This is a genomic window from Microbacterium petrolearium (assembly GCF_054782875.1).
This window is the reverse complement of record NZ_BAAGRQ010000007.1, coordinates 1-19,985: the sequence shown is the minus strand read 5'-3', so window position 1 is coordinate 19,985 and position 19,985 is coordinate 1. Positions and strand designations below refer to the sequence as shown.

Annotated in this window: 24 protein-coding genes; 15 read left to right on the top strand and 9 right to left on the bottom strand. The window is 71.4% G+C overall.

Going from position 1 to position 19,985, the window contains the following annotated elements; genetic code table 11:
- The first annotated feature begins 5 nt into the window (after positions 1-5).
- Genes tsaB through ACYVJ0_RS07020 form a run of 4 tightly spaced genes read left to right on the top strand, consistent with a single transcriptional unit; the run spans position 6 to position 2,672 of the window.
- Positions 6-662 carry a tRNA (adenosine(37)-N6)-threonylcarbamoyltransferase complex dimerization subunit type 1 TsaB gene (gene tsaB / locus ACYVJ0_RS07035; RefSeq protein ID WP_460816911.1) on the top strand — a complete coding sequence of 219 codons (657 nt, stop codon included), beginning with the start codon at positions 6-8 and terminating at the stop codon, positions 660-662.
- Complete coding sequence (rimI, locus tag ACYVJ0_RS07030) at positions 659-1,165, top strand: ribosomal protein S18-alanine N-acetyltransferase (protein ID WP_460816909.1); 507 nt, start codon at positions 659-661, stop codon at positions 1,163-1,165. The genes tsaB and rimI overlap by 4 nt, the downstream gene beginning before the upstream one ends.
- On the top strand, positions 1,156-2,271 hold the full coding sequence (gene tsaD, locus ACYVJ0_RS07025) for a tRNA (adenosine(37)-N6)-threonylcarbamoyltransferase complex transferase subunit TsaD (RefSeq protein ID WP_460816907.1): 1,116 nt from the start codon (positions 1,156-1,158) through the stop codon (positions 2,269-2,271). The genes rimI and tsaD overlap by 10 nt, the downstream gene beginning before the upstream one ends.
- Entirely contained in the window at positions 2,268-2,672 is a 405-nt protein-coding gene (locus ACYVJ0_RS07020; RefSeq protein ID WP_460816905.1) for a hypothetical protein, read from the top strand. Before tsaD ends, ACYVJ0_RS07020 begins: the two co-directional genes overlap by 4 nt.
- A 14-nt stretch (positions 2,673-2,686) precedes the next feature.
- Here the strand turns inward: ACYVJ0_RS07020 and proC are convergent, their stop codons facing one another.
- The 5 genes from proC to ACYVJ0_RS06995 form a co-directional block, all read right to left on the bottom strand.
- Positions 2,687-3,568: a pyrroline-5-carboxylate reductase gene (gene proC, locus ACYVJ0_RS07015; protein ID WP_460816903.1), complete on the bottom strand. Its 882-nt coding sequence runs from the start codon at positions 3,566-3,568 to the stop codon at positions 2,687-2,689.
- Between the two features lie 98 nt (positions 3,569-3,666).
- Positions 3,667-3,843: a CsbD family protein gene (locus ACYVJ0_RS07010; RefSeq protein WP_449854924.1), complete on the bottom strand. Its 177-nt coding sequence runs from the start codon at positions 3,841-3,843 to the stop codon at positions 3,667-3,669.
- Positions 3,844-3,894: 51 nt separating this feature from the next.
- Positions 3,895-4,815, bottom strand: coding sequence for a hypothetical protein (locus ACYVJ0_RS07005; protein ID WP_460816901.1), 921 nt, complete (start codon positions 4,813-4,815; stop codon positions 3,895-3,897).
- An 82-nt stretch (positions 4,816-4,897) separates the two neighbouring features.
- Complete coding sequence (locus ACYVJ0_RS07000) at positions 4,898-5,569, bottom strand: potassium channel family protein (RefSeq protein ID WP_460816900.1); 672 nt, start codon at positions 5,567-5,569, stop codon at positions 4,898-4,900.
- The gene (locus ACYVJ0_RS06995; protein WP_460817130.1) at positions 5,562-6,965 is read right to left on the bottom strand and encodes a TrkH family potassium uptake protein; all 1,404 of its coding nucleotides are present in this window, start codon (positions 6,963-6,965) and stop codon (positions 5,562-5,564) included. The genes ACYVJ0_RS07000 and ACYVJ0_RS06995 overlap by 8 nt, the downstream gene beginning before the upstream one ends.
- A 111-nt stretch (positions 6,966-7,076) precedes the next feature.
- Here ACYVJ0_RS06995 and ACYVJ0_RS06990 point away from each other — a divergent pair, with 111 nt between their 5' ends.
- The 11 genes from ACYVJ0_RS06990 (at position 7,077) to ACYVJ0_RS06940 (ending at position 16,589) form a co-directional block, all read left to right on the top strand.
- Positions 7,077-7,493 (top strand): ArsR/SmtB family transcription factor, encoded by a 417-nt coding sequence (locus ACYVJ0_RS06990; RefSeq protein WP_449854927.1) that lies wholly within the window; start codon positions 7,077-7,079, stop codon positions 7,491-7,493.
- A gap of 462 nt (positions 7,494-7,955) precedes the next feature.
- Positions 7,956-8,897: an ABC transporter ATP-binding protein gene (locus ACYVJ0_RS06985; RefSeq protein WP_460816898.1), complete on the top strand. Its 942-nt coding sequence runs from the start codon at positions 7,956-7,958 to the stop codon at positions 8,895-8,897.
- A complete protein-coding gene (locus tag ACYVJ0_RS06980; RefSeq protein WP_449854872.1) occupies positions 8,894-9,658 on the top strand; it encodes an ABC transporter permease in 765 nt (254 codons plus the stop codon). Before ACYVJ0_RS06985 ends, ACYVJ0_RS06980 begins: the two co-directional genes overlap by 4 nt.
- An 86-nt stretch (positions 9,659-9,744) precedes the next feature.
- Entirely contained in the window at positions 9,745-10,932 is a 1,188-nt protein-coding gene (locus ACYVJ0_RS06975) for a sensor histidine kinase (protein ID WP_460816896.1), read from the top strand.
- Complete coding sequence (locus ACYVJ0_RS06970) at positions 10,929-11,534, top strand: response regulator transcription factor (protein ID WP_460816895.1); 606 nt, start codon at positions 10,929-10,931, stop codon at positions 11,532-11,534. Before ACYVJ0_RS06975 ends, ACYVJ0_RS06970 begins: the two co-directional genes overlap by 4 nt.
- 40 nt (positions 11,535-11,574) lie before the next feature.
- Positions 11,575-12,759 (top strand): glycosyltransferase family protein, encoded by a 1,185-nt coding sequence (locus ACYVJ0_RS06965; RefSeq protein WP_460816894.1) that lies wholly within the window; start codon positions 11,575-11,577, stop codon positions 12,757-12,759.
- Positions 12,760-12,868: 109 nt separating this feature from the next.
- Entirely contained in the window at positions 12,869-13,228 is a 360-nt protein-coding gene (cmtR, locus tag ACYVJ0_RS06960) for a Cd(II)/Pb(II)-sensing metalloregulatory transcriptional regulator CmtR (protein WP_056207198.1), read from the top strand.
- The gene (locus ACYVJ0_RS06955) at positions 13,225-15,141 is read left to right on the top strand and encodes a heavy metal translocating P-type ATPase (protein ID WP_460816892.1); all 1,917 of its coding nucleotides are present in this window, start codon (positions 13,225-13,227) and stop codon (positions 15,139-15,141) included. Before cmtR ends, ACYVJ0_RS06955 begins: the two co-directional genes overlap by 4 nt.
- A complete protein-coding gene (locus ACYVJ0_RS06950; RefSeq protein ID WP_460816891.1) occupies positions 15,141-15,746 on the top strand; it encodes a cadmium resistance transporter in 606 nt (201 codons plus the stop codon). Before ACYVJ0_RS06955 ends, ACYVJ0_RS06950 begins: the two co-directional genes overlap by 1 nt.
- Positions 15,743-16,267, top strand: coding sequence for a signal peptidase II (locus tag ACYVJ0_RS06945; protein WP_082483053.1), 525 nt, complete (start codon positions 15,743-15,745; stop codon positions 16,265-16,267). The genes ACYVJ0_RS06950 and ACYVJ0_RS06945 overlap by 4 nt, the downstream gene beginning before the upstream one ends.
- 10 nt (positions 16,268-16,277) lie before the next feature.
- A complete protein-coding gene (locus ACYVJ0_RS06940; protein WP_056207192.1) occupies positions 16,278-16,589 on the top strand; it encodes a DsbA family protein in 312 nt (103 codons plus the stop codon).
- A 7-nt stretch (positions 16,590-16,596) separates the two neighbouring features.
- Here ACYVJ0_RS06940 and ACYVJ0_RS06935 read toward each other — a convergent pair whose 3' ends face one another.
- The 4 genes from ACYVJ0_RS06935 to ACYVJ0_RS06920 form a co-directional block, all read right to left on the bottom strand.
- Positions 16,597-17,079: a hypothetical protein gene (locus ACYVJ0_RS06935; RefSeq protein WP_460816889.1), complete on the bottom strand. Its 483-nt coding sequence runs from the start codon at positions 17,077-17,079 to the stop codon at positions 16,597-16,599.
- A 323-nt stretch (positions 17,080-17,402) separates the two neighbouring features.
- Positions 17,403-18,542 carry a hypothetical protein gene (locus tag ACYVJ0_RS06930; RefSeq protein WP_460816888.1) on the bottom strand — a complete coding sequence of 380 codons (1,140 nt, stop codon included), beginning with the start codon at positions 18,540-18,542 and terminating at the stop codon, positions 17,403-17,405.
- Positions 18,543-18,547: 5 nt separating this feature from the next.
- Complete coding sequence (locus tag ACYVJ0_RS06925) at positions 18,548-18,883, bottom strand: helix-turn-helix domain-containing protein (RefSeq protein ID WP_056207187.1); 336 nt, start codon at positions 18,881-18,883, stop codon at positions 18,548-18,550.
- A complete protein-coding gene (locus ACYVJ0_RS06920; protein ID WP_460817128.1) occupies positions 18,873-19,877 on the bottom strand; it encodes a tyrosine-type recombinase/integrase in 1,005 nt (334 codons plus the stop codon). The genes ACYVJ0_RS06925 and ACYVJ0_RS06920 overlap by 11 nt, the downstream gene beginning before the upstream one ends.
- Positions 19,878-19,985 lie beyond the last annotated feature (108 nt).

The following is a 19,985-nucleotide window of genomic DNA, read 5'->3' as shown; positions in this document are numbered from 1 at the left end:
GAGGGATGATCCTGGCCGTCGACACCTCGATCGGCTCGACCGTCGCCGTGGTCGGGGCCGATGGCGCGGTGCACGCCCGCGCCGAGAGCGAGAGCCCGCGCGGTCACGCCGAGGTCATCGGCGACCTGCTCGTGCGCGCGCTCGCCGAGGCGGGCATCGCCCCCGCCGACATCACGCACGTCGCCGCCGGCATGGGTCCGGGTCCGTTCACCGGCCTGCGGATCGGCATCGCCGCCGCGCGCGCCTTCGCGCTCGGTCGCGGGATCCCCCTGATCCCCGTCGTCAGCCACGACGCGATCGCGTTCGCGCACCTCACGCGCCGGGCCGAGGACGAGGCGGCCGCGGGCCACCCGATGATCCCCGCCGACGCCGACCCGACGTTCACGGTCGTCACCGACGCGCGGCGCCGCGAGTGGGCGGTCTCGTCGTACACGGCGCTCGACGACGACGGCATCCCGGTGCGCACGCGCGGGCCGGAGCTCGAGCCGGCGCGGACGGAGGGGTACGTGCCGCAGCTCACCACCGCCGTCTCCGCCGGCGCCCTCGGCGCGCTCGCCGCTCGCCTCATCGCGGCCGAGCGCGTCGAGCCGATGGCCGAGCCGCTGTACCTGCGCTCGCCCGACGTGGTCGAGGGGCACACGCCCAAGCGGGTGAGCGCATGAGCGCCGCCGTCATCCGCCCCGCCACGCCCGACGACCTCGGCGCCATCATGGCGATCGAGCGCGCCTCGTTCCCGACCGACGCCTGGAGCGAGGCGATGATGGCCGAGGAGCTGCGCGGCCCGCACGGCGCGTACGTGGTGGTCGAGCAGGCCGGCCGCATCGTCGGCTACGCCGGCCTGCGGGCGTTGCCGAACGCCGCCGACGGCGACATCCAGACCATCGCGCTCGACGCGTCGGTGCGCGGGCGCGGCCAGGGGCGCACCCTGCTGCGCCACCTCATCGACGAGGCCGCCCGGCGGGGGGTGCGCGAGCTGTTCCTCGAGGTGCGCGCCGACAACCCCGTGGCGCAGCGCCTGTACGCGTCCGAGGGCTTCGCCGAGATCGGCGTGCGCCCGCGGTACTACCAGCCCGACGGCGTCGACGCCGTCGTCATGAGGCTCGACGTGCGCGCGTGGCGCGCGGCGCGCGCGCCGCGCGCGCAGGAGGCGGGGGCATGCACGTGAACCGCAGCGAGCCGCTCGTGCTGGGCATCGAGACGAGCTGCGACGAGACCGGGATCGGCATCGTGCGCGGGCGCACGCTGCTGAGCAACACGATCGCCAGCAGCATGGACGAGCACGCGCGCTACGGCGGCGTCGTGCCCGAGGTCGCCGCGCGCGCCCACCTGGAGGCGCTGCAGCCGGCGATCGAGAGGGCGCTGGACGAGGCGGGCGTGCGGCTCGGCGACCTCGACGCCGTGGCCGTGACGAGCGGGCCGGGCCTGGCCGGCGCCCTCATGGTTGGCGTGGGCGCCGCGAAGGCGCTCGCCGTGTCGCTCGAGACGCCCCTCTACGCCGTCAACCACCTCGTCGGCCACATCGCCGCCGACATCCTCACCGCGGGCACCGAGCCGCTCGAGCACCCCACGGTGGCGCTGCTCGTGAGCGGCGGGCACACGTCGCTGCTGCTCGTGCGCGACCTGACGAGCGACGTCGAGCTGCTGGGCGAGACCGTGGACGACGCGGCGGGCGAGGCGTTCGACAAGGTCGCGCGCATCCTGGGCTTGCCGTACCCGGGCGGCCCGCAGATCGATCGCGCGGCCGAGGGCGGCGATCCGGACGCGATCCGCTTCCCCCGCGGGCTCTCGCGCGCGAGCGACCGGGAGAAGCACCGCTGGGACTTCTCCTTCTCGGGCCTGAAGACGGCGGTGGCGCGCTGGATCGAGCAGCGCGAGGCCGCGGGCGAGGCCGTGCCGCTGGCCGACGTCGCCGCGAGCTTCCGCGAGGCCGTGGTGGACGTGCTCGTGACCAAGGCGCTCGACGCGTGTGCCGCGCACGGTGTGCCGCGGCTGCTGCTGGGCGGCGGCGTGATCGCCAACCGGCGGCTGCGCGAGGTGGCACTGGCTCGGGGCGCCGCGCAGGGCGTGACCGTGCGCATCCCGCCGCTGAGCCTGTGCACCGACAACGGGGCGATGATCGCGGGCCTGGCGGCCGAGCTCATCGCGTCCGGACGGCGGCCGTCGACGCTCGCGTTCGGCGCGGACTCGACGCTGCCGGTGACCGAGATCCAGGTCGCCGAATCGGCGCCGGCCGCCGTGGCCCAGGCGCAGGGCGCCGGGAGCGACGGATGAGCGACCCGCTGCGTCACGACGAGGCGGGGGAGCGGCCGCGCGAGGTGCTCGAGCGCGCCGTGACCGACCCGATCGAGCTGATCGCGAGTCTCGCGCACGACGTGCCCGCCGATCCCGCGCCCCAGGCCCCGCGCCGCGCGGCCGCCGTGCGGGTGCGCCGCCCGCTCTCGGGCGTGTCGCTCACCGCGTCGGCGATCGGCCTCGTGCTGTCGTGGTTCGTGCCGTGGGGCATGCCGGTGTCGGTGGCCGGCGCGCTGCTCGCGATCGTCGCGCTGCGCCGCACGTGGGAGCGCAGGGCGCACGCGTGGTGGGGCCTCGGCCTGGGCATCCTCGGCTCGGCGTGCGCCTCGTTCTGGATCGGCTGGATCGTCGACCAGCTCCGCGCGACGCCCGTCGGCTGACGCGCGGCGGCGCGTCAGTCGGAGGACTTGAGGATGATCGCCTCGGTCGGCGGGGCGGCGATCGTGCCCGCGAGCTCCCTGGCGCGGGCGAAGGCCGCGTCGGTGGCGTCGGCGAGCACGCGGCCGAGGTCGGCGTCCTGCAGCACGGCGATGGCCCGCTCGGTCGTGCCCTTGGGGCTCGTCACGCGGCGGCGCAGCTCTTCGGGCGCCTCGCCCTCCGCGTCGAGCAGCGCCGTGGCGCCCGCGAACGTGCGGGCCGCCAGCAGGCGGGCGTCGGCGTCCGAGAACCCGCGGTGCCGCGCGGCCTCGGCGAGCTTCTCGATGAAGAGGTAGACGTAGGCGGGGCCCGATCCCGAGATCGTCGAGATGGCGTCGATGCCGTCGTCGCCGTCGACCTCGAGCACGTCGCCCACGGTCTCGAACAGCCGCCGCACGATCGCCGCGTCCTCCGGCGTCGCGTGCGTGCCCGCCGCGATGCCCGTGACGCCGCGGCCGACGGTGGACGGCGTGTTCGGCATGGCGCGCACCACCGCGGTTCCCGGGAGGCGCGCCTCGTATGCCGCCAGCGGCACGCCCGCCGCGAGGGTGACGACGATCGCGTCCTCGCGCACGTGCGGGGCGATCTCGAGCAGCAGCTCGGGCATGAGGTGCGGCTTGACGCCGAGCACGACGACGCGCGCCCCGGCCACCGCCTCCGCGTTGCCCTCGGGCCGCTCCTCGAGCGCGACGCTCGTCACGCCGTCGAGACCCGCGAGCGATGCGGCGCGCGCGGCCGTGCGGTTCGTGACGACGATCCCGCCGTCCACCGTCGTGCCGCTCGCGGCGAGCCCGCGCACGATCGCTCCCCCCATCGATCCGGCACCGATGAACGCGATCGAGGGCAGGGTGTCGCTCATGACCCCATCGTAGGCAACCGACGGCCCGCGCGCGATGATGCGCGCGGGCCGTCGGGCCGCTGTCGTGCGGACACGATGCTCAGCGATCGGTGCAGGGCTCAGCGGTCGGTGAAGGCGTCCTTGACGTCGTCGCCGACCTTCTTGGCCTTGGCCTTGAGCTGGTCGCCCTGGCCCTCGGCCTCGAGCGACTCGTCGTCGGTCGCCTTGCCCGTGTGCTCCTTGGCCTTGCCGCCGAGCTCCTCCGCCTTGTGCTTGATGTCGTCTCCGAGGCCCATGGGCGCTCCTTCCTGTCGGGGCGGCGTGTGTGCCGCCGGTGTGGGTCTCTCTCAGCCACCGAGGCCGACGCGGTCGACCCTGCGGTGGTACCTCATGCCGGCCATCCCGCCGAGGACGGCGCCGATCAGCGTCACGATCGCGGCGCCGACGGCGGTCAGGATGCCGGTGGTCGTGGCCGTCTCGGGCGTGACGGGGATGCGCGGGAAGCCGTTGAACATCGCGAGGATGTCCCACTGGCTGCCGGCGATCGCGGTGACCACCGCGACGACCACCGCGACGACGATCGCCCACAGCCACACCGCGAACCCCTGCTTGGCGCCGTTGAAGCGCGCCATCCGGCCGGCCACGTAGCCGCCGGCGAAGTACGCCACGAACAGCAGCACCGCCAGCACGATCGCCCCGAGGATGCTCGCGCCCGTCGGGTTGTCGGCCGCGGCCTCGCCGGCCTCGCCGACGGTCGTGCCCGTGCCCCAGCTGACGCCGGCGCCGACGGCGGCCGCGAGGGCCGTCAGGAGCACCGCGGTGCCCATCGCGGCCAGCCAGCCGAAGAAGGCCGAGCCGAACTTGATCCCGCCGAAGCGCTCGCGCTCGCGGTCCACGATCTCCTCGCGCAGCGCGCGCCGGTCGCCCGGCACGGCGTCGAGCCTGCTCGGCTCCGCGTCCGCGTCCGACCTCGTCGCCGCCCGCTCGTCCGCGTCGCGGCGGCGTCGCGCGTCCTCCCGGTTCCGCGACGTGTCGTCGCGCTCGGCGTCGTCGCGGGCCAGCACGCGCGTCTCGGCGTCGTCGCGCGTCACCGCGTCGTCGCCCCGCACCGCGTCGCCGCGGCGGGCGTCCTCGACCCCGGCGCGATAGGCCGGGTCGTCCCGCAGCGGCTCCCGCTCAAGCGGCTGCTCGCGCCGATCCTCCGGTGCGGTGCCTCGGTCCACGGGCGGGACGTCGCGGTCCCTGCCGTCCTGCGTTCCCTGGCTCATGCCGCCACGGTAGGACGAAAGCCGGGCCCGGCGAACCCCCGTTGCGCGAGCGGCCCCTGGGTCGTACCCTGTGGCGCCGCCGTCAGCGGTCGAGGGAGGCGAAGCGCTCGACGTCCTCGCTCGTGCCCGAGACGATGATGAGGTCGTGGTTGGTCACCACCGTGTTCGCCTCCGCGTAGCGGAACGGGCGGCCCGGGCTCTTCACGCCCACCACGGTCACGTTGTACTTGGTGCGCACGCCCGACTCGTTCAGGCCGATGCCGCGGATGAACCGCGGCGGGTACATCTTCGTCAGCACGAAGTCGTCGTCGAAGCGGATGAAGTCGAGCATGCGCCCGCCCACGAGGTGCGCGACGCGCTCCCCCGCCTCGCGCTCCGGGTAGATGACGTGGTTCGCGCCGACGCGGGCGAGGATCTTGCCGTGCGACTGCGACACCGCCTTCGCCCAGATCTGCGGCACCTTGAGGTCGACGAGGTTGGCCGTGATGAGCACCGACGCCTCGATCGACGAGCCGACCGCGACGACCGCCACCTGGAAGTCCGCCGCGCCGATCTGCTTGAGCGCGTCGATGCTGCGCGCGTCGGCCTGCACGGCGTGGGTGACGCGCTCGGACCACTTCTGCACGAGCTCGAGGTTCTCGTCGATGGCCAGCACGTCGCGGTCGAGCCGGTCGAGCTCGCCGGCGCACGCCGCGCCGAAGCGTCCGAGTCCGATCACGAGCACGGGGGCGTCGTTGCGGATCTGCTCAACCAACGATCGGCCTTTCCACGGGGAGCGAGTAGAGCTGCGAGCGGGACGTCGCGGCGACCGCCGCGGCAAGAGTGACTGTACCAACGCGGCCCATGAAGATCGTCGCCGAGAGCACATACAGCGCGGGATCGGGGAGCGTCTCGGTCAGCCCCGTCGACAGGCCGACCGTCGCGAAGCCCGAGATCACGTCGAACAGCACCTCGGCGATCGGCGCGTGCGTGATCTGCGCGATGACGATCGTCGACAGCGCGCAGATCGTCGCGCCCCACGCGAGCACCGCCACGGCGACGCGCTGCACGTCGCTCGGGATGCGCCGGCCGAACGCCTCGACGCTGCGGCGGCCCTTCGCCTCCGACCACACGCTCAGCGCGAGCACCGCGAGCGTGGTGACCTTGATGCCGCCGGCGGTGGACGCCGAGCCGCCGCCGACGAACATGAGCATCGAGCCGACGACCATGCTCGAGCCGTACAGCTCGCCGATGTCGACGACGGCGAAGCCCCCGGATCGCGTCATCGCCGACATGAAGAACGACTGGAAGATCGTGTCCCACGCGTTCATCGATCCGTAGGTGCCGGGGTTCTCGTACTCGAGGGCGAGGAACGCCGCCGCGCCCGCGAAGAACAGGATGACGGTCGTGACGAGCGTCAGCTTGACGTGCAGCGACCAGCGCCGCGGCCGCAGCAGCTGCTTCGACAGCGCGTAGATCACCGGGAAGCCGATGCTGCCGAGGAAGACGGCGCCCATCATCACGGTGAGGAAGAAGTAGTCGTGCGCGAAGACCGCGATCCCGCCCGGATTCGGGGTGAAGCCCGTGTTCGTGAACGCCATGGCGGCGTAGTACGGCGCGTACCAGGCCGCCTCCAGCCACGTGTAGCCCGCGCCGACGATCGGCAGGTACAGCAGGATCGCCGCGCCGGCCTCGATCACGAGCGTCGAGAGGGCGACGGTGCGCAGCAGCTGGCCGACCTCCCCGAGCCGCACGGCCTGGCTCTCGCTCACGGCCCCGCCGTGGGCGCGCAGCGGGTTCGTGTCGCCCGCCGCGATGAGCTTGGCGCGCAGCCCCAGCCGCTTGGAGATGACGAGCCCCAGCATCGACGCGAGCGTGAGCGCGCCCATGCCGCCGATGTTCACGCCGATGAAGATGACGGCGTTGCCGAAGGCCGACCAGTGCGTGGCCATGTCGACCGTGACGAGGCCCGTGACGCAGATCGTCGAGACGGCCGTGAACAGCGCGTCCGCGAACGGAGTCGTCTCGCGCCCCGCCGACGAGATCGGCAGCGCCAGCAGCGTCGTCCACAGGGCGACGAGCAGCAGGAACACGAGGATCGCGAAGCGCGCCGGCGACGACGTCGTGAACTCTCGGAAGAAGTGGCCGACGCGGCGGCGCACCTGCTTCATGCCGCCGAGGGCATCGACGCGCGCGCTGAAAGCGCCCTGCGACATCCGATCCCCCTCCGAGCCAGAACGTCCTCATGGTACTCCCGCGTCGCGCCCGCTACCCTCGACCACATGGCGGACATCTTCGACGTGATCGCGGACGGCACGAGGCGAGACATCCTGCAACTGCTGCTGCGTCGCTCGTCGGAGGGGGACCGCGGCACGAGCGTGTCGGAGATCGTCGCGGAGCTCGGCGTCAGCCAGCCCACCGTGTCGAAGCACCTGAAGGTGCTGCGCGAGGCCGAGCTCGTCTCCGTGCGCGAGGAGGGCCAGCACCGCTACTACAGCCTCGCGTCGGCGCCGCTCGAGGAGGTCGACGACTGGCTCGTGCCGTTCTTCGTCGACGAGGCCGACCTGATCGACGAGGTCGCCTCGCTGCAGGCGCCCGCCCTGCCGGAGCCCGCCGCCCGCGCCGCCGAGGCCGTCGGCCGCGCCGCCGCCTCGGCCAAGAACGTCGTGCAGTCCGCGCTGAAGCGGCTTGGGGCATAGTTTTCTGGGATCTGCGCCGCTCGGGCACCCGCTTCGCGGGTGCCGCTCGCGTGCTCGCGCCGGCGCTCCCGCGCCGACGAGGCGGCGCTGCGCGCCGCGGGGCGGCCGCATTGGCGGCCGCACGCTCGCGCTTCGCGCTCGCACAGTGATCGGTTGGTGTGAAGGGTGTGAGCGTCGGTTGCACCCCATCGGTTGCTGAACGGAGCGCGGGAGGCGCGGAGATGAAGCGACCACCGCAGTCGTCGTGGAGTTGCTGCGGTCGCTTCAGCTTCGTTCGCTTCGCTCACTTCATTCAGCAACCGTGGGGTTTCACCGTTCGGTTGCGCCCATCGGTTGCTGAACGGAGCGGCGGAGCCGCGGAGATGAAGCGACCAGCGCAAGCTGCCGCCGTGACAGATGTCATGGTGAGGAGGTGACGGGGGCGGATCGCGCGCGGGCGGTGAGGGCGGCCATCGTGGAGGCATGGACACACAGGCACCTCCCGCGGTCTCGCTGCGCCGCGTCGTGAAGGAGTTCCGCTCCGGCAGCGTGTTCCGGGCCGTCGATGGCGTCGACCTCGACATCCGGCAGGGCGAGATCGTCGCCCTGCTCGGCCCGAACGGGGCGGGCAAGACGACCACGCTCGACATGGTGCTCGGGCTCACGCGACCCACGGACGGCGACGTGTCGGTCTTCGGGCAGTCCCCGCGCGCGGCCGTGCACGCCGGCCGCGTCTCGGCCGTGCTGCAGTCGGGCGGTCTGCTGCGCGACCTCACGGTGCGCGAGACGATCACGCTCATCGCCTCGACCTTCCCCGCCCCACTGCCGGTCGACGAGGCGATCGAGCGCGCCGGCCTCGGCGCCATCGCCGGGCGCCGCGTGTCGAAGTGCTCCGGCGGCGAGCAGCAGCGCCTGCGCTTCGCGCTCGCCCTCCTGCCCGATCCCGACCTGCTCATCCTCGACGAGCCGACGGCCGGCATGGACGTGACGGCGCGGCGCGAGTTCTGGGACACCATGCGCGAGGACGCGCGCGCGGGTCGCACCGTCATCTTCGCCACCCACTACCTGGAGGAGGCCGACGCGTTCGCGCAGCGGATCGTGCTGATGGCCGGCGGGCGCGTGGTCGCCGACGGCACGACCGCCGAGATCCGCGCCACCGCCACCGGACGGCGGGTGACGGCCTACGTCGAGGCCGCGGCCCAGGACGCCGCCGTCGCGCGCCTGCGCGCGGCCGGCGCCGAGGTCGAGGCCGACGCCGGGCGGCTGCTCGTGCGCACGGGCGACTCCGACGGGGTGGCGCGCCTGCTGCTGAACGAGCTCGGCGCGCACGACCTCGAGATCGCCGCCGGCAGCCTCGACGACGCGTTCGAGGCCCTCACCGGCGCGCACCGCGCCGACGCGACCGTGATCGGAGGAGCACGATGAACCCCACCTACTTCGCCATCGAGCTGCGGCGCATCGTGCGCGACGTCGTGACGATGTTCTTCGTGGCGATCCTGCCCGCGGTGCTGTACCTCATCTTCGGCGCGAGCCAGTCGTACGGCGAGAACAGCGTGGGCAACGGCAACGTCGCGTTCTACGTGATGATCGGCATGGCCGCGTACGGCGCCGTCACCGCCACGGTCGGCGTCGGCGGCACGGCCGCCGTCGAGCAGATGCAGGGCTGGGGTCGCCAGCTCGGCCTCACGCCCATGAGCGACGCGCAGCGCGTGGTGACGCGCGCGGCCGTCGGCTTCGTCGTCGCGATCGTGCCCGTCGGGCTCATCTACGCGCTCGGCGCCCTCACGGGAGCGGAGGCGGAGCCGCACGTCTGGGTGATCAGTGGGCTCGTCGTGCTGCTCGGCTCGGCCGTGTTCTCGTTCTTCGGGCTGCTGTCGGGCCTGCTGTTCCGCAGCGAGGCGGCCGTGAGCGCCGCGAGCGGATCGCTCGTGATCTTCGCCTTCCTCGGCAACCTGTACTTCCCGCTCACCGGCTTCCTGCTCGACATCGCGCGGTTCACGCCGCTGTACGGGTACGTCGCGCTCGCCCGCTACCCGCTCACCGACGGGTGGACGGTCCGGCAGAGCCCGGACGACGCGTCGGTGCTCGAGCCGCTGTGGGTGCCGGCGCTCAACCTGGGCGTGTGGGCGGCGATCTTCATCGCGGCGACGATGCTCGTCGCGCGGCGGGGCCGGTCGCGTCAGTGACGGAGCACACGACGAGGGGATCCGGTGCTCCCGCGGGGGTGCCGGATCCCCTCGGCGTACCGGGATCGGAGCGCGAGCCTGAGAGCATGGGACGCGTGACGCGGGCGATCAGACCGGATGTGGGGCCGTGGGCGCGCTTCTCGTGGACCCTCGGCGTCGTCTGGGTCGTGTGCATGTTCTTCCCCATAGCGTCGGCCCTGGAATCGGACGCCCCGCCGGTGGTCAGGGCGGCCGCGGTCGTGCTGCTCGTCCTCTTCGCCGCGCTGTACGTCGCCTCCTTCGTCTGGCTGACGCTGTCGAGGTCGTGGGCGCAGGCCGGCCGCCGGGGTCTGCCGGCGCTCGCCGTCATGACGGTGCTGATGCTCATCGCCGTCGCGCTCGTCGGCGTCGGCGCGCTCGGCGCTGCCCCGTTCCTCGTGGCGATCGCGATGTTCTCGGGCCCGCGGGCCGGATCCTTCGCCCTCGCCTCCGCGATCGCCGTCGCCCTCGTGGTCGCGCTCGCGGTGAGCGGGCGGCTCACCGACTACTGGGGCATCCTGCTGCCGGCGGCGTTCGTGCTCGTCACCTGCGGGCTGGTGCGGATCGTCGACGGCGCCCAGGACGAGCACAACGAGCTGGTCAGGCAGCTCGCCGTGGTCGAGGAGCGCGAGCGCGTGGCCCGCGACGTGCACGACGTGCTGGGCCACAGCCTCACGGTGGTGACCGTCAAGGCCGAGCTGGCCGAGCGCCTCGTCGAGCGCGACCCGGCGGCGGCGAGGGAGGAGCTCGCGCAGATCCGGAGCCTCACGCGCGAGGCGCTCGCCGAGCTGCGCGCCACCGTGGCGGGGCTGCGCGTCGCCCGGCTCGCCGACGAGCTCGAGGCGGCCAGGGCCGCGCTCGCCGACGCGGGCATCGCGGCCGACGTGGCGGACGACGCCGAGACGGTCGATCCGCGGCACCGCATCGTCGTGGCCTGGACGCTGCGCGAGGCCGTGACGAACGTCGTGCGGCACTCCCGCGCCAGCCGGTGCACCGTGCGGCTCGAGCCGCACGGCATCGTGGTGGAGGACGACGGGGTCGGCACCCCCTCCGACATCGCCGCCTCCGGGCTGCGCGGCATCCGCGAGCGGGCCGAGGCCGCGGGCGCGACCCTCACGGTCGGCGCCGCCCGCGAGCTCGTCGCCGCCGACGCGAGCGGTCCCGCCGGATCGGGAACCCCGGGGGCGGAAACCCCCGGCGCCCGCGGCGCGAGGATCCCCGGCGCCCGCGGCACGCGAGTAGAGGTGCGCTGGTGATCCGGCTGCTGCTGGCCGACGACCAGGCCCTCGTCCGCGGCGCGCTCGCGGCGCTGCTCAGCCTCGAGCCCGACCTCGAGGTCGTCGCCGAGGTCGACCGCGGCGACGAGGTGGTGGCCGCCGCGCGCGAGTCCGCGGCCGACATCTGCCTGCTCGACATCGAGATGCCGGGCGCCGACGGGATCGAGGCGACGGCGGCGCTGCGCGACGCGCTGCCGGCCGTGCGCTCGGTGATCGTGACGACCTTCGGCCGGCCCGGCTATGTGCGCCGGGCGCTCGACGCCGGGGCATGGGCGTTCGTCGTGAAGGACACGCCCGCCCACGAGCTCGCCGACGTCGTGCGCCGCGCGCAGGCGGGGGAGCGGATCGTCGACCCCGCGCTCGCGACCGAGTCGCTCCTCGGCGGGGCGAATCCGCTCACCGAGCGCGAGCGCGAGGTGCTGCGGCACTGTCTCGACGGCCAGCCGGTCGCGGCGATCGCGGCGCGCGTGCACCTCTCGGCGGGCACCGTGCGCAACTACCTCAGCGCGGCGATCGCGAAGACCGGCGCGTCGGGCCGCGTCGTGGCGGCGCGCGCGGCGCAGGAGCGCGGCTGGCTCTGACCCCTGTTGCGCCCCGCGGCGCCGCTGACATAATGGCGCCATGGCGGGCGGGGTGAGCGGTGGCGACGGGTGGGCCACCACCCGACAGTTCCAGGCCACCGAGGCAGAGGACCTGTCGTGGCTCGTCTCCGCCGGAGTCGTCACGGACGACCAGCTGGCGGAGGCCGAGCGTCGGGCGCGCGAGGAGCACACGAGGGCCGCGGCCCTGCTGCTCGATGAGGGCCTCGTCAGCGCGGGGCAGATCGCCAGGGCGCGCGGCGAGGCGTGGGGCACGCCCTCCTGCGAGGACCTGCGCGCCGAGCGCATCGACCCCGAGCTGTCGCGCGGCCGGGCCTGGCGCGGGTATCTGAGCCGCGGCTGGCTGCCGCTGCGCCGCGACGAGGACGGCACGATCCTCGTCGCCACGTTCCTGCGCCCGACCGACGCGCTGCGCGCGGAGGTCGAGACCGAGCTCGGTACCTCGGCCATCGCCTTCACCGCCGTGGAGCGCTGGGGCTTCCGGCAGACGGTGCTGCGGGCGTTCGGCCCGGAGGTCGCCGCCGACGCCGCCAACGCGCTCGGCCGATCCGATCCGCTCCACTCCGCGCAGACGACCATGAGCACGCCGCAGAAGGTCGGCGTCGCCGTCGCGCTCGTCGCGCTCGTCGTGCTCCTGTTCCTGTGGCCGCTGCCGACCCTCGTCTGGGTGATCGGTGCCATGTCGGTGGCGTTCCTGCTCGCCGCGGCGTTCAAGTTCTTCATCAGCCTGCGCGGCTCGCGCTACGACCTCGTCGAGCGCATCGACGCCGAGAAGGTGGCCGCGCTGCGCGACGAGGACCTGCCCGTCTACACCGTGCTCGTGCCGGTGTTCCGCGAGGCCAACATCGTGGGCCAGCTGCTCGGCAACCTCGGGCGCCTGGACTACCCCACCCACAAGCTCGAGGTGCTCATCCTCGTCGAGGAGGAGGACGACGAGACCCGGCAGGCGATCCTCGACACGGATCCGCCTCCCAACTTCCACACGATCGTCATCCCGCGCGGGCAGCCGCAGACGAAGCCGCGCGCCTGCAACGTGGGGCTCGAGGTGGCCACGGGGGGAGTACCTCGCGATCTTCGACGCCGAGGACCGGCCCGAGCCCGACCAGCTCAAGAAGGCCGTTGTCGCCTTCCGCGACGGCGGCGAGGAGCTCGTCGTCGTGCAGGCCGCGCTGAGCTACTTCAACGACACCGAGAACGTTACTGGTAGCGCCGATTGTTGTTGAGTCGCGAATTGACCAGATGTCGGCTGGCTTCCGGGTGGTGGCTGGCCACCGGCCGATCCGTGATTGATCAGCGCATACTGTATAGTTCAGTGCATGCTGACCATTGCTTCACGCCTCGATGTCATGAACCGGCTCGGCCGGGCCATGGCAGACCCGACGCGTTCCCGGATCCTGATGTCCCTGCTCGATGGCCCGAGTTACCCGGCTGTGCTCTCGCGCGAGCTGGAGCTGACGCGCTCGAACGTGTCGAACCATCTCACGTGCTTGCGTGACTGCGGGATCGTGGTCGGCGAACCGGAGGGTCGTCAGACCCGTTACGAGATCGCCGACCCGCACCTCGCCGCCGCGCTTGTCGCGTTGGTGGATGTCACCTTGGCTGTCGACGAGCACGCTCCGTGCGTGGACTCGGCGTGCACGGTGCCGGGGTGCTGCGGAGCGGGGGCTGACGCGTGAGCGCGGCGTGCGGCTGCGAGCATGAGCCTGCCGCCACGGCGGGCGAGGAACACGAGGAGGCCGAGCGGCCCTGGTGGAGGGACCGGAGGGTCATGGTGCCGGTGTTCTCCGGTGTCGCGTTCCTGGCCGGTCTGGTCTTTGAGTGGTCCGGCCTCGCGATCCCGGCGCTGGTGCTGTTCTGGATCGGTCTCCTGCTGGGTGCGTCGACGTTCACGCCCGGTGCGATCCGGAAGCTGTTCAAGGGCAAGCTCGGCATCGGACTCCTGATGACGATCAGCGCTGTCGGCGCGGTGATCCTCGGCTACGTGGAGGAGGCCGCAGCGCTGGCGTTCCTGTATTCGATTGCTGAGGCCCTGGAGGACAAGGCGATGGACAGGGCCCGCGGGGGTCTGCGGGCGTTGCTGAAGCTCGTTCCGGAGACCGCGACCGTGCTGCGCGACGGCGGGTCCGTGGAGGTGCAGGCGAAGGAGCTGACGGTCGGCCAGGTCATGGTCGTTCGTCCGGGCGAGCGGATCGCGACCGACGGGATCGTTCGTGCGGGGCGTTCCAGCCTGGACACGTCGGCGATCACCGGGGAATCGATCCCGGTCGAGGTCGGGCCCGGGGATGCGGTGTCGGCCGGCGCGATCAACAGCTCCGGCGCGCTGGAGGTCGAGACGACGGCGGCGGGCACCGACAACTCGCTCACGACCATCGTCGAGTTGGTGGAGCAGGCGCAGACGGAGAAGGGTGAGCGGGCGCGTCTCGCGGACCGGATCGCGCGCCCGCTGGTGCCGGGCGTGCTGATTCTCGCTGCGCTGGTTGCGCTGATCGGGTCGCTGCTGGGCGACCCGGAGGTGTGGATCACCCGCGCGCTCGTCGTGCTGGTCGCCGCCTCTCCCTGCGCGCTGGCGATCTCGGTGCCGCTGACGGTCGTGGCCGCGATCGGCGCGGCGAGCAAGTTCGGCGTGATCATCAAGTCGGGTGCGGTGTTCGAGCGGTTTGGTGCTGTCCGGCACGTCGCTGTCGACAAGACCGGCACCCTGACCCGCAACGAGCCGACAGTTACCGCCGTCCTTACCGTGGACGGCGTGACCGAGACCCAGGCGCTGGCCTGGGCGGCCGCGCTGGAACAGCACAGCACGCATCCTCTCGCTGCGGCGATCACCGCAGCCGCGCCGGGTGTTCCGGCGGCTGCCGGCGTGACCGAACAGGCGGGGCACGGCATCGAAGGCACCGTCGACGGGGCGAGGATTACCGTCGGCAGCCCCCGCTGGCTTGACGCCGGTGAGCTCGGCGACCGGGTGGCGGTTCTCGAGGAGAAAGGGATGACCGTCGTGATCGTGCACCGTGACGGGGCACCTGTTGCCGCGATCGGCGTCCGTGATGAACTGCGACCAGAAGTCCCCGAAGTCGTCCGCACCCTCGCAGATCAGGGCGTCGAGGTGACCATGCTCACCGGCGACAACGCCCGCACCGCTCGTGCGTTGGCTGCGCAGGCCGGGATCAGTGACGTGCGCGCGGAGCTGCGTCCTGAGGACAAGGCGACCGCGATCGGCGAGCTGTCGAAGGCGGGATCGGTCGCGATGATCGGCGACGGCATCAACGACGCTCCGGCCCTCGCGGCCGCGGACATCGGCATCGCGATGGGCGCGACCGGCTCCGATGCCGCGATCGAGTCCGCCGACGTCGCCTTCACTGGCCACGACCTGCGCCTCATCCCGCGGGCGTTCGACCACGCACGGCGGGGACGGCGGATCATCAACCAGAACATCATCCTGTCGCTGCTGATCATCACCGCGCTGCTCCCGCTGGCCCTGTTCGGGGTGCTGGGTCTCGCCGCCGTGGTCCTGGTGCACGAGATCGCGGAGGTCATCGTGATCCTCAACGGCCTGCGCGCCGCCCGCACCCGCACGCCACGGTTGGAGAGCTGATGCTCGCGACCATCGGCTCCGCGATCGGCCTGTTCGCGGCGACCAACATCGACGACATCGTCGTGCTCACCGTCCTCTTCCTCGCCTCCCGGCGCGGGAGCCCGCGACCCTGGCAGATCGTCGCGGGCCAGTACCTCGGGTTCATCGCCCTGGTCGTGATCAGCGTGGTCGCCGCCCTCGGCTTGACGATCGTCCCGGACGAATGGGTCGGGTTCCTCGGCCTGATCCCGCTCGGCATCGGCATCTGGACGCTCGTGTGCGGCCTGCGCCGCAAAGGCGACGACGATGACGACGAGAAGATCACTGCGGTCGGGCTGTGGGGCGTAGCGGGGATCACCATCGCCAACGGGGCGGACAACATCTCCCTCTACACGCCGATCTTCCTCACCAGCACCCCCGGCGACGTCGCGATCATGATCGTCGTGTTCCTGATCCTCGTCGCCGTCTGGTGCGCCGCTGGCCGACTGATCGGGACCCACAAGGCCGTCACGGAGACGCTCGAGCGCGTCGAGCACTGGCTCGTTCCCGTCGTCTTCATCGGCCTGGGCCTGTTCATCCTGATCGAATCCGGCGTCATTGTCCGCCTCTTCGAGGTCCTCGCATGACCCCGGACGCGAAAACTGACGTTGAGCGGGCGTCGGAAGAGCAGTCGCAGAGAGGGCGCTGGCGGCTCACGGCCTGGGCGCTGCTGATCGCCGTCCTCGTCGTCCTGGTCGACCAGGGGACGAAGGCGTGGGCCGAGGCCGCCTTGTCGGAGCACGAGCGGATCCCGTTGGTCGGCGATCTGCTGGGCCTGCAGCTCGCGTACAACCCCGGAGCGGCGTTCTCCTTCGGCGAGGGCTCCACCTGGGTGTTCGCTCTCATCGCCGTCGCGGCCACCGTCACTGCGATCGTATTCGCGTTCCGCGTCCGACGCCCTGGGTGGGCGATCGTCATCGGCGCGCTCGGCGGGGCCGCCGCCTCGCACGCCGGCGACAGGCTCTTCCGTGCCCCAGGATTCGCTCGGGGGCACGTCGTGGACTTCCTCGCCTATGGCAACTGGTTCATCGGGAACGTCGCCGACATCGTGATCGTCACCGCCGCGATCGCCGGAGCGCTGTTGATGATCCGCGGCACCGAGAACTGAGAGGACCTTCATGGAGATCACACTGCAGTACTTCGACGGCTGCCCGAACTGGGAGGTGCTCGATCACCGGCTTGCTCAGGTCGTCGAGGGTCGAGCGGATGTCCGCGTCGCCCATCAGCGAGTCGAGACCGCCGAGGACGCCGCCCGCCTCGGGTTTCACGGGTCTCCGACCGTCCTCGTCAACGGCGTGGACCCCTTCGCGGAGGAGGGTGCGCCGGTGGGGCTCGCCTGTCGAGTGTTCCGCACCCCTGCCGGGCTGGCAGGGTCACCGACCGTCGATCAGCTGCGCGAAGCGATTTCCGGCCCCGGCTCGGACGTGTGATGCTCGTTCAGGCGTGGGTGGAACGAAGCGCCGGGTAGTCGGACCATTCACCGCCGGCGAGACGCGACCATGATGCGGCGGACGCCGGCGTGATGCCGAGGAGATCCGAGACGATCCGGGGATGCAATTGCCGGGTGAGCTCGATGAGCGCTGTCGTGCGAGCACTCCCGGCAAGCAAACCTTTCGCACGAAGACGACGGCTCAGCGGGCCCGGGGTGAGGTGACGGCCGGGGTTCCTGCCGGGGAACAGCCATCCTTCTGGATGGTGCTGGGCAGCATCGACAAGTTCGACGATGGCGTCGCCGAGGATCTCGGGGAGCTCGATCGGCTCGGCTCCGACGGTGAGTGTCACGGGCTGCGAGCTCGTATCGACCTGTGTCCGTGTGATCGTGACGATGCGGGTCAGTTGTATTCCGTAGAGCAGCACGAGGAGACCTGCGGCCCGGGTCTTCGGGTCCAGGTCAGGATCGGACAGGAACCTGCGGGCCATCTGCCAGCGGTGGTCGGAGGCGTAGTCTCGCCCTTCGAGGCGGTGGGCTCGGAATTCGACCCGAAGGGTGCTCAGCCGGTGCTTTTGGAGCCAGCGAGTGAACGGTGCCAGCGCGTCGCGTTGGCTGGGCGAACCGGTCAGATAGGCGTCGAGCCGGCGCTGCGGGAACGTCGCCGGTGTCTCCTGTTGCGCCCGGATCTCCCCAAGGAGCGCGGCACAGTACTTCAGCGCGGCTCGTTGCCTCTGGAAGCCGGCGGCGGGGCTGGATTGGCTGCGGGTTCGAGTGGACCGGAGGAGCTCCCAGGTGCAGTAGCGGCGGAGGATCAGCCGGTCCTCGGGTGGTCGATGTCGTCGAGCCAGTCGTTGAGCCAGTGGTTGAAGCGTGTTGCTTCGACGTCGAGCGCCGGGAGCACTCCTGAGCGGACCAGAAGCGAGAGGAGGAACGCGACGGCCTGTCCTGACTGGGCTCGGGTAATGATCGCCTCGGCGGTGAGCGGCAGGGCTCCGTCCGCGAGCTCGCGGAGTACGCTCGCGCATTTACTCTTGTGCAGCCAGCGTTCCAGCGACGCCGCCTTGCTGTGATGCGTGAGCAGGTAGTCCGCAAGAGGGTGAAGATCCGTCCGAATCTCTCCCGTGTCGTCGGCGAGCAGCTGCTGGATCGCGATGGGCCTGCGGCACTCGACGCAGAGGTGATGCTTGCGGATCTCCTCGATCGAGCCGCAGCCAGGACAAGCCATCGTTACCGGCGCACCCGCGCAGTCAGCACAGACCTTCTGATCATTCATGAACCCGGTGAGGAACACCCTGCGCCCGCACTCGGGGCAGGGCTGGGGTCTGCGCATCGCGTAGTAGCAACGCGCGCAGACCCCTCGCCCGTCAAGGTGGGAGGCGACGCGGCCAGGCTCTCCGCAGAGACCGCAGGTCTTGATCGGTGCGGTGTAACAGGCCAGGCAGACAAGTTCCGGGCGGCGGACGATGATCGTCGCATGCTGACCGCACCGCGAGCAGTCGCCGAACGATCGAGGGTCGGCTCGCCAGCAGTCGCGGCAGAAGCGCTGCCCGTCGATCGTGCGCTGCACGGGTCGGACCCGGCCACAGGAAGCGCAGGAAACCGACCGGGCGTTCCGCTCGCATCGGGAGCAGTGCCGACCACCGTTCGGTGTCTTGTGTGGCAGACGGACCGCGCGGCCACACGACTCGCACGTCGGCAGGACGACCATGCCTGCTCCGTCGTCGACGAGCGCACGGGCCAGGTCCCGAACAGTCACCGGCACGTTCGCATGCCGCCCCTCGAGGACCCCCGGCTGCTTGATCAGCGCAAGCTCAAGAAGCTGCTGCGTCAGCGGCACCGGCGCGACTGAATGCACGATCTCGACGAGACGCTCGGGCGAGATCTCGGGAACAAGGGGGCGTACGAGGTCGACGACTTCCGCGACTCGCGGCTGCTGCGGAGGCTTCGCCACCGCGGCTACTTCGTCCGCGGCCGGCGGATCGTCGCGCGAACGGGGCGGAGATCGCCAATCGACCCGCGCGTCGCTTCTTCGCCCACGGCAACCGGGGCCGAGGCCTCCCGGCGAGTGATCGTCACGAGATCGTCGAGTGAACACTCCAGCGCATCGCACAGAGCAGCGAGGACGTCGAGACGCACCCGCTGGGGTGGCTGCGTCACCAGCCGATACACCTGCTCTCGGGACAGGTCGATGCCGCGGTCCTCGAGCAGAGGCTTCAGCTTGGAGGTCTGGAAGATCCCGCGCGAGGCCATCACACTGCGCAGATTCCATCCGGTATCGAGCTCAATGGTCATCAGCTTCTCCTTCGATGAGGGCCTTCAGGGCTTCGGCGAGCACCCGGTTCTTGTAGTCCGAACTGACAGAGGCGTAGATCGAGGTCGTCGACGCGTGCATGTGCCCGACCTGCTCCTGGACGAATCGATCGGCGTAGCCGAACTCCAGCAGGTGCGTCACATAGGAATGCCGGAGGCTGTGCAGCGTCAGATCCTTCGACAGGCCGGCCTCGTCCCGCAGCTCCGCGAATCTTCGGTCGAGATAACCGGCGGACAGACGCGTGCGGCGCTCGGTCACCCAGAGCGCGTCGAGGTCATCTCCGGGCGCGAAGCGCTCCCGGGCCTGCTCGAGCCATTGCTGCATGCCGGGCACCCACCAATCGAACTCCGGCACCAGCAGCACCGTGCGCCGTCGTGGTGCGCCGCCGCCCGCGGCCTTCGCCCACCGCACATGGATCGCACCAAAGCGCCCCCACTGGCGCATCTTCGCGTTGTGGTGCAGATCGACGGTATCGAGCATCACCGCCTCGGTGCGGCGCAGACCGAACGCGTACACCGTCTTCAGCAACTGGGCATCCCTCAGCGCGCCGAGCGCGCCCTTGCGGCCCGACGCCACGAGCAGCTCAACGCGGGCGTCGGCCGTGTCGAACAGGCGCTCCACCTCGTCATACGTGAACGGGCGACGCTTCCCATCGCCTTCGAACTCGAACCGGTGCGCCACTGTGTTCCACGGCAGACACACTTGCGAGGGGACGTCCCCGAACTCGCGATCGCAGATCTCCATCCAGTCGTACAACGGGTTCGTGAGGTAGTCACAGAACCCACGGATCGACCCATGATTGGCGCGCATCGTCGACAGCGTCCGAGTCCGGCCACCGGACTCCGCAGTGAACTCATCCACATCCGCCACCGTCCATTTCCACGGCGGCTTGTCCACGAAATCACGGAACCGGGTCACCGTCGCCGTCCGATTTCGGATCGTCTGATCACGAAGCCCCCGAGTGGAGTCCCGCATAGTGGTGTAGCGCGCGGTGGTCTGGCTCGTCGTTCCTGACGTAGACGCGGTCACCGTGTGATCCTTCGAGAAAGCTCTCTACTTCTCACTCGAATGGAGTCATCACGA

Excerpts from the sequence above, each read along its gene's own strand:
- ACYVJ0_RS06975 (WP_460816896.1), top strand. The coding sequence starts at position 9,745 with ATGGGACGCGTGACGCGGGCGATCAGACCGGATGTGGGGCCGTGGGCG.
- ACYVJ0_RS06980 (WP_449854872.1), top strand. The coding sequence starts at position 8,894 with ATGAACCCCACCTACTTCGCCATCGAGCTGCGGCGCATCGTGCGCGAC.
- ACYVJ0_RS06920 (WP_460817128.1), bottom strand. The coding sequence starts at position 19,877 with ATGCGGGACTCCACTCGGGGGCTTCGTGATCAGACGATCCGAAATCGG.
- cmtR (WP_056207198.1), top strand. The coding sequence starts at position 12,869 with ATGCTGACCATTGCTTCACGCCTCGATGTCATGAACCGGCTCGGCCGG.
- ACYVJ0_RS06925 (WP_056207187.1), bottom strand. The coding sequence starts at position 18,883 with ATGACCATTGAGCTCGATACCGGATGGAATCTGCGCAGTGTGATGGCC.
- ACYVJ0_RS06995 (WP_460817130.1), bottom strand. The coding sequence starts at position 6,965 with ATGAAGCAGGTGCGCCGCCGCGTCGGCCACTTCTTCCGAGAGTTCACG.
- proC (WP_460816903.1), bottom strand. The coding sequence starts at position 3,568 with ATGAGCGACACCCTGCCCTCGATCGCGTTCATCGGTGCCGGATCGATG.
- ACYVJ0_RS06935 (WP_460816889.1), bottom strand. The coding sequence starts at position 17,079 with ATGGCCCGCAGGTTCCTGTCCGATCCTGACCTGGACCCGAAGACCCGG.
- rimI (WP_460816909.1), top strand. The coding sequence starts at position 659 with ATGAGCGCCGCCGTCATCCGCCCCGCCACGCCCGACGACCTCGGCGCC.
- tsaB (WP_460816911.1), top strand. The coding sequence starts at position 6 with ATGATCCTGGCCGTCGACACCTCGATCGGCTCGACCGTCGCCGTGGTC.
- ACYVJ0_RS06940 (WP_056207192.1), top strand. The coding sequence starts at position 16,278 with ATGGAGATCACACTGCAGTACTTCGACGGCTGCCCGAACTGGGAGGTG.
- ACYVJ0_RS07005 (WP_460816901.1), bottom strand. The coding sequence starts at position 4,815 with ATGAGCCAGGGAACGCAGGACGGCAGGGACCGCGACGTCCCGCCCGTG.
- ACYVJ0_RS07020 (WP_460816905.1), top strand. The coding sequence starts at position 2,268 with ATGAGCGACCCGCTGCGTCACGACGAGGCGGGGGAGCGGCCGCGCGAG.
- ACYVJ0_RS06985 (WP_460816898.1), top strand. The coding sequence starts at position 7,956 with ATGGACACACAGGCACCTCCCGCGGTCTCGCTGCGCCGCGTCGTGAAG.
- tsaD (WP_460816907.1), top strand. The coding sequence starts at position 1,156 with ATGCACGTGAACCGCAGCGAGCCGCTCGTGCTGGGCATCGAGACGAGC.
- ACYVJ0_RS06965 (WP_460816894.1), top strand. The coding sequence starts at position 11,575 with ATGGCGGGCGGGGTGAGCGGTGGCGACGGGTGGGCCACCACCCGACAG.
- ACYVJ0_RS06950 (WP_460816891.1), top strand. The coding sequence starts at position 15,141 with ATGCTCGCGACCATCGGCTCCGCGATCGGCCTGTTCGCGGCGACCAAC.
- ACYVJ0_RS06990 (WP_449854927.1), top strand. The coding sequence starts at position 7,077 with ATGGCGGACATCTTCGACGTGATCGCGGACGGCACGAGGCGAGACATC.
- ACYVJ0_RS07010 (WP_449854924.1), bottom strand. The coding sequence starts at position 3,843 with ATGGGCCTCGGAGACGACATCAAGCACAAGGCGGAGGAGCTCGGCGGC.
- ACYVJ0_RS06945 (WP_082483053.1), top strand. The coding sequence starts at position 15,743 with ATGACCCCGGACGCGAAAACTGACGTTGAGCGGGCGTCGGAAGAGCAG.